Source organism: Kitasatospora sp. NPDC087314 (assembly GCF_044744365.1).
GTDB lineage: Bacteria > Actinomycetota > Actinomycetes > Streptomycetales > Streptomycetaceae > Kitasatospora.
On sequence record NZ_JBIUYE010000010.1, the window covers coordinates 365824 to 378288 of the forward strand.

The 12465-nt window shown below is 74.9% G+C and carries 12 protein-coding genes; 2 read left to right on the plus strand and 10 right to left on the minus strand.

Annotated elements, in window-relative coordinates:
• Positions 1–26: 26 nt before the first annotated feature.
• Positions 27–809, minus strand: coding sequence for an SDR family NAD(P)-dependent oxidoreductase (locus ACIO5E_RS23575; RefSeq protein WP_400671009.1), 783 nt, complete (start codon positions 807–809; stop codon positions 27–29).
• A 178-nt stretch (positions 810–987) separates the two neighbouring features.
• Here ACIO5E_RS23575 and ACIO5E_RS23580 point away from each other — a divergent pair, with 178 nt between their 5' ends.
• A complete protein-coding gene (locus ACIO5E_RS23580; protein WP_400671011.1) occupies positions 988–1431 on the plus strand; it encodes a nuclear transport factor 2 family protein in 444 nt (147 codons plus the stop codon).
• Between the two features lie 153 nt (positions 1432–1584).
• On the opposite strand, the gene ACIO5E_RS23585 is transcribed toward ACIO5E_RS23580, so the two are convergent.
• The 9 genes from ACIO5E_RS23585 to ACIO5E_RS23625 all read right to left on the minus strand — a co-directional run bounded on the left by ACIO5E_RS23585 (position 1585) and on the right by ACIO5E_RS23625 (position 11809).
• Complete coding sequence (locus tag ACIO5E_RS23585; RefSeq protein ID WP_400671013.1) at positions 1585–1845, minus strand: acyl carrier protein; 261 nt, start codon at positions 1843–1845, stop codon at positions 1585–1587.
• A 53-nt stretch (positions 1846–1898) separates the two neighbouring features.
• The gene (locus ACIO5E_RS23590) at positions 1899–3149 is read right to left on the minus strand and encodes a ketosynthase chain-length factor (protein ID WP_400671016.1); all 1251 of its coding nucleotides are present in this window, start codon (positions 3147–3149) and stop codon (positions 1899–1901) included.
• Positions 3146–4408 (minus strand): beta-ketoacyl-[acyl-carrier-protein] synthase family protein, encoded by a 1263-nt coding sequence (locus tag ACIO5E_RS23595; RefSeq protein ID WP_400671018.1) that lies wholly within the window; start codon positions 4406–4408, stop codon positions 3146–3148. The genes ACIO5E_RS23590 and ACIO5E_RS23595 overlap by 4 nt, the downstream gene beginning before the upstream one ends.
• A gap of 238 nt (positions 4409–4646) precedes the next feature.
• Entirely contained in the window at positions 4647–5480 is an 834-nt protein-coding gene (locus tag ACIO5E_RS23600; protein WP_400671021.1) for a BTAD domain-containing putative transcriptional regulator, read from the minus strand.
• Positions 5453–6229: a thioesterase II family protein gene (locus ACIO5E_RS23605; protein WP_400671023.1), complete on the minus strand. Its 777-nt coding sequence runs from the start codon at positions 6227–6229 to the stop codon at positions 5453–5455. The genes ACIO5E_RS23600 and ACIO5E_RS23605 overlap by 28 nt, the downstream gene beginning before the upstream one ends.
• A gap of 113 nt (positions 6230–6342) precedes the next feature.
• The gene (locus tag ACIO5E_RS23610) at positions 6343–7131 is read right to left on the minus strand and encodes a BTAD domain-containing putative transcriptional regulator (protein ID WP_400671066.1); all 789 of its coding nucleotides are present in this window, start codon (positions 7129–7131) and stop codon (positions 6343–6345) included.
• A gap of 190 nt (positions 7132–7321) precedes the next feature.
• Positions 7322–8197: a 4'-phosphopantetheinyl transferase family protein gene (locus ACIO5E_RS23615; protein WP_400671026.1), complete on the minus strand. Its 876-nt coding sequence runs from the start codon at positions 8195–8197 to the stop codon at positions 7322–7324.
• Between the two features lie 64 nt (positions 8198–8261).
• Positions 8262–10034, minus strand: coding sequence for an acyl-CoA dehydrogenase family protein (locus tag ACIO5E_RS23620; protein WP_400671029.1), 1773 nt, complete (start codon positions 10032–10034; stop codon positions 8262–8264).
• Positions 10031–11809, minus strand: coding sequence for a fatty acyl-AMP ligase (locus ACIO5E_RS23625; RefSeq protein WP_400671032.1), 1779 nt, complete (start codon positions 11807–11809; stop codon positions 10031–10033). Before ACIO5E_RS23625 ends, ACIO5E_RS23620 begins: the two co-directional genes overlap by 4 nt.
• A 243-nt stretch (positions 11810–12052) precedes the next feature.
• Between ACIO5E_RS23625 and ACIO5E_RS23630 the strand changes: the two genes are divergently transcribed.
• Positions 12053–12465 (plus strand): carboxyl transferase domain-containing protein (locus ACIO5E_RS23630; RefSeq protein WP_400671035.1); only part of this gene is annotated, 413 nt, incomplete at its 3' end.

A 12465-nucleotide genomic window follows, 5' to 3' on the forward strand; every position in this document is an offset into this window, starting at 1 on the left:
GTCGGGGTGACGGATCAGGTGCCGGATCAGTAGTTGCCCAGGCCGCCGCAGACGTTGATCGCCTGCGCGGTGATCGGGGCGGCCGCGTCGGAGGCCAGGTAGCCGACCAGCGCGGCGACCTCCTCGGGGGTGGAGTAGCGGCCGAGCGGGATCTTGGCCTCGAAGCGCTCCAGGATCGCGTCGGTGGTGGTCTCGTAGGCGGCGGCGTAGCCCGCGCGCACGCGCTGCGCCATCGGCGTCTCGACGTAGCCCGGGCAGACCGCGTTGACGGTGATGCCGGTCTTGGCGAGCTCCAGGCCGAGCGCCTTGGTGAAGCCGACCACGCCGTGCTTGGAGGCCGAGTACGGGGCGCCCAGCACGACGCCCTGCTTGCCGCCGGTGGAGGCGATGTTGATGATCCGGCCCCAGTCCCGGTCCCGCAGGCCGGCCCCGGACAGCACCTCGCGGGTCATCCGGAACACCGAGTTCAGGTTGGTGTCGATGACGTCGTCCCACAGCTCGTCGGCGATGTCCGCGGTGGTGCCGCCGCCGCTGCGGCCGGCGTTGTTGACCAGGACGTCGACCGAGCCGAACCGCTCCACGGCGGCGGCCACCACGGCCCGGACGTCGGCGAGGACGCGCACGTCCGCCGGGGCCCCCGCCACGTCGTGGCCCTCCTCGCGCAGCTCCTTGACCGTCCGCTCGACGTTCTCGGCGTTGCGGGCGCACAGGAAGACATTCATCCCCTGCTTGGCCAGGGTGCGGGCCACGGCCAGCCCGATCCCGCTGGTCGCCCCGGTCACCAGGGCGACCTTGCGCTGCTCGCTCATGCTCAACTCTCCTTCTCGGTCGGTCGGCACGCCTGCGTGCCCTGGGGGAGGTTCGCCCGCGGGCCTCGAAGGGCCCTGGAGCACCGATGGACCGGCGGATGCGAGCCGCCCTCGACCGGTCCCCGAGCCCCCGTCCGCACGCTGGGGCCACCCATCAGCAGGCCGGAGAGGACCTCTCATGACCGTCATCGCGCACATCCCCGCCGCCACCGGCGCCGAGCTGTACCACCAGGTCCAGGAGTTCTACGCGCACCAGATGCAGTTGCTCGACGACGGCAGGGTCGACGAGTGGGCGCTGACCTTCACCCCGGACGGCGTGTTCGCCGCCAACGCCCACCCCGAGCCGTCCACCGGCCGGGAGGCGATCTCCGCGGCCGCCCGCAAGGCGCACGCGGCCATGGACGAGCAGGGCATCCGCCGCCGGCACTGGCTGGGCATGGTGTCGGTGCGGGAGAGCGGCCCGGGCTCCGCGACGGCCCGCTGCTACGCCCTGGTGATCGAGATCCCGCGCGGCGGCCAGGCCGTGGTCCGGCTCAGCACCGTCTGCGAGGACCGGCTGGTGCTGTCCGAGGCCGGCTGGCAGGTCCAGTACCGCCAGGTCAACCGGGACGACCTGGTCTGAGCCCGGCACCGCGAGAGGGGCCCGCGTCCGAGGTGCGGACGCGGGCCCCTTCGTGCGCTCCGGAGCCGGGTGCGGACCCGCGTGAAGGACCGTGTGGGCCCGGCCGGTCGGAACCGGCCGGGCCCACGGGTCCGTCTGCGGGCCGACCGGCGGTCAGACCGAGGTGCTCAGGCTCTCGTTGATGAAGCGCAGCAGGATCCGCGGGGTGTCCGCCTCGGCGACGGTCTCCTCGGCGAGCTGGACCTCGTACTCCCGCTCGATCAGGCCGGTGACCTGGAGCACCGCCACCGAGTCGTAGTTGAGCTCGGCGAACGGCGTGTCGAGGATGTCGCCGTCGAGGATGCCCGGCTCCTCCTCGCCCGCGCACTCGCGGAGCAGCTCGGTGAGCTTCTTCAGGGTGATCTCGGAGGACATGCGTGTTCCCTTCGGTGGGCGGACTCGGTTGGGTGTGAGTGGTCGGGAGGCGGTCAGGAGGCGGCCCGGACGACGGCCGCGGAGTTGAAGCCACCCCGGCCGCGGGCGAGCACCAGGGCCGTCCGGACGGCCTGGCGGCGGGGCTCGGTGACGAGGTCGATCCGGTACGCCGGGTCCGGGCGCCCGACGTTGACGGTCGGCGGGATCACCCCGTCGCGGACGGCGAGCAGGGCGGCGGCGACGTCGAGCGAGGCGCCGCCGGCGCCGAGCCGGCCGGTCATGGTCTTCGGCACGGTCACCGGGACGCCGCCCGGGCCGAACAGCGCGGTGAGCGCCTCGGCCTCGGCCCGGTCGTCGGCGGCGGTGCCGGCGCCGTCGGCGAACACCACGTCGATCTCGCCGGGCTTCAACCCGGCGTCGGCCAGGGCGAGTTCGGCGGCCCGGGCGAGCTTGGGCGGCCCGGCCACCGGGTCGAAGGCGGCGGCCAGCCCGGCCACCTCGCCGTACACCCGGGCGCCGCGGGCGGCCGCGGCCTCGGCGGACTCCAGGACCAGGATGGCGCCGCCCTCCCCCACCACGTGGCCGGCCGCGGCGGCGGCGAACGGCAGGTAGGCGGTGGCCGGGTCGGTACCGGTGGCCAGGCGCCCGTCGGCGAGGTGGGCGGCCCAGCCCCACGGGCAGATGGAGCCGTCGACGCCGCCCGTGACCACCGCCGGGACGCCCTTGCGCAGATGGCGCCGGGCCTGGGCGACCGCGTCGATGCCGCCCGCCTGGTCGGTGACGATCACCCCGCTCGGCCCGCGCAGGCCGTGCCGGATCGAGATCTGGCCGCTGTTCACCGCGTAGAACCAGGCGAAGGACTGGTAGGCGCTGACGTGGTTGCCGCCCTTGCTCCAGAGCGCCTGCAGTTCGCGCTGGCCGAACTCGAAGCCGCCGGCGGTGCTGGCGGTGACCACGCCGACGCCGAACTCGGGCCCCTGCGCCGGGTCGAGGCCGGCGTCGTCGACGGCCTCGGCGGCCGCGTACAGCGCGAGCCGGGTCATGTGGTCGGTCTGCGGGACCAGTCGGCCCGGGGTGTGCCGGCCCGGGTCGAAGTCCGGCACCTCGCCGGCGAGCCGGGCGGGGTAGCGGTCCGGGTCGAAGCGGGAGATCCGCCGGATGCCGCTCTCCCCCTGCCTGGTGGCGCGCCACCAGGCCTCCCGGCCCAGGCCGTTGGGCGCGGTGACGCCGATGCCGGTGACCACCGCGCGGGTGGTGCGGTGGGCCGGGGCGGTACCGGCGGCGGGTTCGACGACGGTCGTCATGAGGTCCTCCGTTCGGGCTTGGCGAGCACCATGGCGCTCTGGAATCCGCCGAAGCCGCTGCCGACGCTGAGGGCGACGTCCACCCGCGCCTCGCGGGCGGTCAGCGGGGTGTAGTCGAGGTCGAGCTCCGGGTCGGCCTCGTGCAGGTTGGCGGTGGGCGGGATCACCCCGTGCTCGACGGCGAGCGCGGTGGCGGCGATCTCCAGCGAGCCGATGGCGCCCAGCGAGTGGCCGATCATCGACTTGATGGAGCTGATCGGCGTCCGGTACGCGTGCTCGCCGAGGCTGCGCTTGAAGGCGGCGGTCTCGTGCCGGTCGTTCTGCTTGGTGCCGGAGCCGTGGGCGTTGATGTAGCCGATCGCGTCGCCGGGGATCCGGGCCTCGTCCAGCGCGACCCGGATGGCCTCGGCCATCTCGGCGCCGTCGGCCCGCAGTCCGGTCATGTGGTAGGCGTTGCAGCGGGAGGCGTAGCCGGCGATCTCGGCGTAGACGTGCGCCCCGCGGCGGCGGGCGTGCTCCAGTTCCTCCAGCACCAGGACGGCCGAGCCCTCGCCGAGCACGAAGCCGTTGCGGGTGCGCTCGAAGGGGCGGGAGGCGGTGGCTGCCTCGTCGTTGCGGTTGGTGGTGGCCTTGATGGCGTCGAAGCAGGCGAGGGTGATCGGGGAGATCGGGGCCTCGGTGGCCCCGGCGACCATGACGTCCGCCGAGCCCTCGCGGATCAGCTCGACGGCGTGGCCGAGCGAGTCCAGTCCGGAGGTGCAGCCGGTGGAGACCACGGCGACCGGGCCGGTGGCGCCGGTGTCCCGGGCCACCTCGGCGGCGATCGAGCTGGGCACGAAGTAGTCGTACAGGTTCGACACCGCGTAGGCCGGGTCGACCAGCCAGTCCCGGCCGCCGTTGCTGACCACCGAGTACTCGGTGTCCAGGCTCATGGTGCAGCCGACCGCGCTGCCGATCGACACACCGGTCCGGTCTCCGTCCAGGCCGCCCAGGCCGCTGTCGGCGAGCGCCTCGCGGGTGGAGACCAGCGCGAACTGGGCGGCCCGGTCGAGCCGGCGGACCTCCTGCGGGGTCAGGCCGTTGGCGGCCGGGTCGAAGTCGACCTCGGCGGCGATCCGGGAGCGGAACTCGGACGCGTCGAACAGGGTGATGCCCCTGGTCGCGGTGCGGCCCGCGGTGAGGAAGGACCAGTAGTCCTTGGTCCCGATGCCGCCCGGGGCCACCACACCGATCCCGGTGATGGCCACCCGGCGGTTCACGCGCCCACCTCGCCGTGCGCGGCGGGCGAGGCGCCGTGCGCGCGCCCCTCAGCGGTGCGCCCGCGCACGGGCGCGTCCTTCGAAGTCCGACTGTCCATGGGTGACTTCCCCCTTAAGTCTGCCGTCGGCGAGGGCCGACGGCGGGTCAGATGGGGCCGCGCGGTGGTGGGCCCGCTGGGTACGGATCGAACGGTGACGCCCGGGTCTCGGGAGCCGCTGGAGCGGCGGCGGACCGGGGCTATCGGGCGATGTGCAGCACGGCGGCGAGCGGGTTGCTCGCGCACGGCCCGTCCTCGGGCTCGGCGCCCTCGTCGACGAGGATCGAGCGCTGCACCCGCCAGAGCGAGGGCGAGGGCTCCAGGCCGAGTTCGGTACGGATCCTGGCCCGGACCCGCTGGAAGGCGCCCAGCGCCTCGGCCCGCCGCCCGGTGCGGCACAGCGCGAGCATGTGCTGGCCCTGGAAGCCCTCGTGCAGCGGGTACTGGACGCAGAGCCCGGCGAGTTCGGCCAGCACGTCGTGGTGCCGGCCGAGCCGCAGGTCGGCCTCGATGCGGCGGCCGAGGACCTCCAGCCGGGTCTGTTCCAGGCGGCGGGCCTCTGCCTCCAGCAGCGGGCCGGTCTGCACGTCGGCCAGCGGGTCGCCGCGCCAGAAGGTGAGCGCGTCGCGGTAGCAGCCGCTGGCGGCGGCGAGGTCCCCGGCGGTCATCAGCCGGTGGCCGGCCGCGGCGATCTGCTCGAAGTCCCGTAGGTCCGACTCGCCGCCCTCGGTGGCGAGCAGGTAGCCGCCGCCCCAGGTGGCGAGCAGTTCCTTGGGGCTGGTGTCGGCCCGTCCGGAGGCCGCCAGGGCCTCCTCGATGAGGTTGCGCAGCTGGAACACGTAGGTCTGCAGCGTGGTGTGGACGCTGCGCGGCGGGCGGTGCTCCCAGAGTTCCTCGGTGAGCGCCGCGACGCTGACCGCCTGGTCCTGGTGCAGCGCCAGCAGGGCGAGGACCTGGCGGGGCTTGGCCGCGGTCGGCACCAGCGAGCGGCCCGCGTGGGTGACCGTCAGCGGTCCGAGAATGCCGATGTCCATGGGCGGTTCTCCTCTCGTTCCCGGTCGCCGGGCAGCAGCACCCGGCGGACCAGGGCGAACAGCCGCGGGTCGCCCTGGAAGAAGTGGCCGGCCTCCAGCCGGTGGTGGTGGCACCCGGCGCCGGCGAGGGCGCTCCAGCCGGCGGTCCGGGCGGGGCCGGCGATCCGGTCGGCGGTGCCGGCGACGACGTGCAGCGGGACGGGCAGCGGGCGCGGGTCGGCGGCCCGCAGGTCGGCTCCGAGTCTCAGGTCGTCCCGGACGATCCGCAGGACCAGCGAGCGCCAGCGGGGGTGCTCGTCGGCCTCCGCGGGCCAGCCGCCGAGGCGTTGGAGTTCGGCGAGCAGTTCCTCGTCGCCCCGTTCGGCGGCGTCGGCGAGGGTGGTGCCGTGGCCGGGGGGTGGGCAGGCGCCGATCAGCAACGCCCGCGGCGGGTCGCCGAGGCCGGCCCGGTGGGCGGCGAAGGCGTGCGCGACCAGGCCGCCGAGGCTGTGCCCGTAGAGCGCGTACGGGTGCCGCAGGTGCGGGCCGAGGTGCTCGTCGAGTTCGCGCAGCAGGGTGGCGCGGTCGGTGATCCGCGGTTCGCGGATCCGGCGTTCGCGGCCGGGCAGCCGGACCGGCAGCACCTCGACGTCCGGGCCCAGGGCGACCGTCCAGGCCCGGTAGGCGGCGGTGCCGCCGCCGGCGTGCGGGAAGCAGAACAGGCGCGGTCGTGCGGTCGGGCCGGGCGGTACGGGCAGGTACGCGGTCATGCGGCCCCCTGGTGGTCGTGGTGGTCGGGTCGGGTGCGGTCGACGTACTGTGGCCGCTCATGCTGGAAGCCGGCTCGACTTCGGGTCGAACCGGCTTCCGGGTGCTGCGCGGGTCAGCCCGCGAGCAGGACCGCGTCGTCCACGGGGACGTCGCCGAAGACGAGGGCCGGATCGGCGCTGAGCATCGCCTGGTGCAGCCGCTGGAGCTTGGCCGCGGGCTCCAGGCCGAGCTCCTCGACCAGGGTGGCGCGCAGCGCGCGGTAGACGTCCAGCGCCTCGCTGGTGCGGCCGGAGCGGTAGAGCGCGAGCATCAGCTGGGCGTGCAGGTTCTCGTGCAGCGGGTAGCGGGCGGTGAGCGCGGTGAGTTCGCCGAGCAGCCGGGCGTGCGCGCCGAGCCGCATGTCGGCGGAGATGCGCAGTTCCAGGGCGCCGAGCCGGCTCTCCTCCAGCCGCATCGCCTCGATCTCCAGCCGGCGCCCGTGCGGCACGTCGGCAGTGACCGGGCCGCGCCAGAGGTCGAGCGCCTGGTGCAGCAGCCGGGAGGCGGTGGCCGCGTCCCCGCTGCCGAGCGCCCGGCGGCCGGCCGGCAGCAGCCGTTCGAACCCGCCGACGTCGGTCTGCTCGACCGGCACGGCCAGCAGGTAGGCGCCCGGCACGGTGACCAGGACCTCCTTGGCACCGGGGCCGCCCGGCGGCAGGGCGGCGGTGAGCCGGCGGCGCAGCTGCAGGATGTAGGTCTGCAGGGTGGTCAGGGCGCTGACGGGAGGGGTGCCGCCCCAGAGCTCCTCGATCAGCGCGGGGATCTGGACGATCTCCTGGGGGTGCAGGGCGAGCAGGGCCAGCACCTGGCGCGGCTTGGCCGCGGTGGGTAGGACGGAGGCTCCGTCCACCCGTGCTGACATGGGGCCGAGCAGGCCAATCTCGACTGCCAATGGTCCGTCCTCCTGTCGGAATGTCTGAACGGACCGTCGTCCGGGCTGGTCCGTGTCCGGCCCGGGATCACTGCGCGCCGGGCCCGCCCTCCGGATCGGATCCGTCCGGAGGCTCACCCCTACGCTGACATGCGGGGACGGGCCGCCGACAGTGCGTTCCTCACGAACCGGACATGGGTATCTCCGGCGGGTCCAGATCCGCGGCGAGTGCGGCGACCAGGCCGGGATCGAGCATGGTGGCCACGGCGGTGTCCCCCAGGCTGCCGAAGCCGGCGTCGCCGAGGGCGAAGCTGATGGTGTAGCCGCCGTCGACGGCGAAGGTGCCGAAGGACCACTCGACCCCGGCGCCGGGCGAGCCGTCGGGCAGTCGCCCGCCGACCGGTCGGCTGCCCGGGCCGAAGCCGAACTCGCTGAAGCGGAACCGCAGTCCCTGCCCGATCGCCTTGCTGTACGCCTCCTTGAGCGTCCAGAGCCGGATGAGCTCGGCGTTGCGCTCGTCCTCCGGCAGGGCCGCCCAGGCCTCGCGTTCGGCCGGGGTGCAGACCTGGGCCTCGATGCCGGGGACGAGCATCCAGCGGTCCTTGGACTCCACGTCCACGCCGATCAGGCCGCGCTGGGTGATGCCCACCACCAGCATCGTGCCGGAGTGGCTGAGGCTGACGTCGACCTGGTCGCAACCGCGCACGTACGGGCGGCCGTTGAGCTTGTACCAGATCTCCAGGCTGCGCGGGTCGGCCTGGACGGCGGTGGCCGCGGCGTGTTTGAGCAGCAGCCGGGCGGCCAGGAAGCGCTCGGCGGCCCGCTCGTTGGTCATCCGGCGGTAGCGCTCCCAGTCCGGGCCGCCGAGCAGCGGGGCGAGGCGGGCCGGGTCACGCTCGGCGGGCAGCCAGCCGTCGAGCACGCCGTAGACCAGGCAGCTTCCCCGGACCGCCAGTTGGCGGCGCACCGGCTCCCAGGGGCCGTCCGGTCCGGGCACCGGGACGGGCCGGGCGACCAGTTCGCCGGAGGGCGTCCAGCCGGTGACGAAGCCCGGCATCAGCGGGCCCTGCGGGGTCGGGCCGACGCCGTGGCGAAGTGAGAGGGGGGCATCCGGGGGCTCCTCAGCCGAGGTGGCTGTCGTAGAGGTCGTAGGTCCGGCCGTCGTGGTAGCGGTCCAGCAGTTCCTGCAGCATCGGGTGCTGCTCGGCGTCCTGCGGGTCCTCGACCGGCCGGCCGAGTCGGCGGGCGATCCGGCGCAGCGCGGCGACCGGCCAGACCGGGTCGGCGAGGAAGTCGCGGCGGCCCTCTGCCAGTTGGTGGCGCCAGACGCCGAGGCAGGCGGCCGCGGCGAGCAGCAGGGTGTAGCGGTCGGCGAGGGCCAGGCCGGCCGCGTCGGCGGGGGCCCCGATCGGCAGGTCGCGGCACTGGTGCCGGAGCCGGCCGAGTTCGTCCACCATGGTCTGCGAGAGCCGGCGCAGTTCCCGCAGGCTGGCGTCGGGCCCTTCGACCGGCTGCCACCAGCGGGCGAAATCGGCGGCCTCGACCAACGAGGCGCAGAGCGCGTCGGCGGGGCTGGTGAGGGCGAGCCGGGCCGGGTCGAGGTCGGGCAGCGGGCCACCGATCTCGAACAGCTCGGGCGGGGCCAGGCCGTCCGGCCGCAGCCAGGACCGTCCGGCGAAGCGGGGCAGTTGCGGGACGATGGTGGCCAGGCAGGCGGCGGTGCCGGCGTGGCCGAGGGTGGTCACCGGCAGGTCGCGCAGCTGCTTCTCGAACAGTCCGTACTCGCCGCGCCGGGCGTGGAAGTCGGCGCCCAGGATGCCGGACAGGTCGTAGACCGCGTCGCCGAGCAGCTTGGGCAGCAGGTACTTGACGGCTGCGGCGAGCACGCTGGTCTGTTCGGGCAGCAGGTGGGCGGCCCGGGTGGCGACCAGGGCCAGGCTGTCGCAGGCCAGCAGGTCGGCGAAGGCGCCGACCAGGGCGGCCCGGGAGTGCGGCATCTCCAGCGGGGAGCGCCCCTGCAGCCGGCGCTGGGCGGCGAAGCGGACGACGATCCGCAGCGCGGTGTCGGCTCCGCCGAGCACCATGCCGGGGATGACGCTGCGGGTGAGCTGGAAGGACCGCAGGGCGATCCGCATGCCGTCGCCGACCTGGCCGACCAGGGTCCCGGCGGGGGCCGGGCAGTCGTCGAACTCGAAGCCGCCGAACTGGCAGCCGCGCGCGCCGACGGTGGGCCGGCGGGGCAGCGTCCACACGTGTTCGGGGACGAGGTGTTCGCGGCCGAAGAAGAACACCGAGTGGCCGTGGCCCTCGGGCCCGGTCGCGGTGCGGCCGAACACCACGACGCCGTCGGCCCGTTCGGCGTTGTTGACCATCTCCTTGCGGCCGGTCAGCCGGTGGCCGGCGCCGTCCGCGACCGCGGTCACGCCGTTGCGGAAGAAGTCGTTCCCGTGGGCGAGTTCGAGGTAGGCGAGGGCGGGCCGGCCGCCGTCGAGCAGCAGCCGGGCCATCCGGCGCCGCTGCGGCTCGTCGCCGGCGATCCAGATCGGGACGGCGGCGAGGAAGGAGACCACGCCGTAGCCGAGGCCCAGGGTGGCGTCGCGCCGGAACAGCGCGCGGCCGAGCCGGACCAGCGCGTCCATCCGGTCCAGTCGGCCGCCCAGGGCGCGCGGCACGAACTCGTGGTTGAGCGTCAGCCGGTCGAGCAGCCGCTCGCCGACGTCGAGCGGCTCGCCCCGCTCGTCGGCGGCGAGCACGGCGGCGTGCCCGAGCGGGTTGGTCGGGTCGAGCGGGTCGCCGAGGCCTTCCTCCAGTTCGCTGATCCGGGCGCGCAGCCCGAGTTCGGCCGGGTCGGCCGCCGGGTCGGCGGCGAGGGTGACGTCGACGGTTCCGATCATGGCTTCCTCCAACGCGACGGGGCCGCGAGGGCCGGGGCGGCACTGCGCAGGTCGCGGACGGCGGGGTCGAGTTCCTCGTACAGCGGGGAGAGCGAGCCGCTGAGGAAGAGCCGGCGCACCGCCGAGCGCTGGAGCTTGCCGCTGGTGGTGCGGCGGATGGTGCCGGGGCGGACCAGCACGACGCTGCCGAGGTCGACCTGGAAGTCCTCGGCGACGCAGTCGACCAGTTCCTTGGAGAGCCGGGCGTACTCGTGCGGGACGGCCCGCGAGACGTTGACCTCCTGGACCAGGATCATGTGCTCGCCCTCGCTCTCCACGCCGAACACCACGCCGGTGCGGCAGAGCGGGTTGGCCGCCTCCACCCGGCGCTCGACGTCGTGCGGGTAGAGGTTGCGGCCGTCCATGATCACCAGGTCCTTGATCCGGCCGGTCACGTACAGCTCCCCGCCGTCCAGCACCCCGAGGTCGCCGGTGCGCAGGAAGCCTCCCTCGCCCTCGGCGGTGGTGGCGTCGAAGGCCGCGCGGGTCTCGTACGGGCGCTTCCAGTAGCCGGCCGTGACGCCCTCGCCGCGCACCCAGATCTCGCCGACCCGGCCGTCGGCGAGCGCCTGCCGGCTCTCCGGGTCGACGATGTGCACCCGGGAGCCGGCCGGCGCGCCGGAGGAGACCAGGGTGCGGCGGGAGGTACCGGGGACGGCCGGGTGCAGTTCGCCGGCCTCCAGGCGGGTGGCGTCGACGACCAGTTCCCGCGGGCCCCGGCTGCCGGAGCCCGCGCCGGTCACCAGCAGGGTCGCCTCGGCCAGCCCGTACGCGGGCCGCAGCGCCTGCGGCCGCAGTCCGGCCGGGGCGAAGCGCTCGGCGAAGGCCCGCAGGGTCTCGGCGCGCACCGGTTCCGCGCCGACCACGGCGGTGCGCCAGCCGGAGAGGTCGAGCCGGGCGATCTGGTCCGGGGGGATCCGCCGCAGCGCCCGCTCGTAGCCGAAGGTGGGGGCGGCGCTCGCGGTGACGCCGTACTCGGAGACCAGCTCCAGCCAGCGGACGGGCCTGCGCAGGAACGCGCCCGGGCTCATCAACACGCCGGGGGTGCCCAGCCAGAGCGGGTGCAGCAGGTGGCCGACCAGGCCCATGTCGTGGTGGAACGGCAGCCACCCGCCGACCACGGTGTCCCGGTCGGAGCCGAACAGCTCGGCGATCGCCCGCTGGTTGGCCATCAGGTTGCGGTGGGTGACCATCACCCCCTTGGCCTCGCCGGTCGACCCGGAGGTGTACTGCAGCAGCGCGACCGCGTCCGGGTCCGGGCACCCGGCGTCGTCGGCGGTGTCGCCGACGGCGTGCGGGTTGTCCACGGCCAGACAGGCCACCTGGCCGTACCCGGCGGCCGCCAGCCGCTGGGACACCTCGGCGGCGGACGCGGTGTCCGTCAGCACGGCGGCGACCTGGGCGTCCTTGACGATGCCGAGCAGCCGGTCGGCGTGCCCGAGCCCGCCCCCCGGTGGCGGCGCGGGGACGGCGATCGCCCCCGCGTACCAGCAGCCGAGCAGGCTCGGCGCGAAGTGGCGGCCGGCGCCCTGGAGGATCAGCACCCGCCCGCCCGCGGCGCCGGCCCGGGCCAGCCAGCCCGCCAGCCTGCGCGCCTCGCGGTCGAGCTCCGCGTAGCTGACCGCGCGCGGGTCGGGCGCCGCCCGGCCCTCCCACAGGAAGACGTAGGCGTCGCGCTCGCCCTCCAGCGCCGCGCGCCGCCGGACGACTTCGGCGAGGGTATGAGACTCGGCCACTGAGATCCCCCTGAGCTCCGCTGCCTGGGACGGCGCGCCTTTCCCGGCGCCGCCGCCCGACGTGTGTTCGGAGTGTGCGGACCGGCCCTCGAGAAGTCCTCGAAGGCGCTTGGGGCGCGCCCCGGACAGCGGCGCCTCGCCCACGACCCGAGCGCGGCTCGAGCCGACCGGCCGATCCTGCCCGGGTTCTCACCCCCGAGGGGCGTGACCAGGTGTCCCCGACCGGCTGACGAGGAGTGCGGCATGACCACACACACGGATCTGGAGCTCGACCACGGGACGGCCGGGCCCGAACCGGCCTGGACGATGTCGGCGCGGCTCGCCGAACTCTCCGTCGTCCGCGACCGGGTGGCCTGCGGGGAGCGACGGGCCGTCGAGGTCCAGCACGCGAAGGGCAAGCTGACCGCCCGCGAGCGCATCGCGTTGCTGCTGGACGAGGGCTCCTTCCACGAGGTCGAGCCGCTGCGCCGGCACCGCGCCCAGGGCTTCGGCCTGGAGGGCAAGCGGCCCTACTCGGACGGGGTGCTCGTGGGGTGGGGCACGGTCTTCGGCCGCAAGGTGTTCACCTACGCGCACGACTTCCGGATCTTCGGCGGTGCGCTGGGCGAGGCCCACGCGCAGAAGATCCACAAGATCATGGACATGGCCATCGCGGC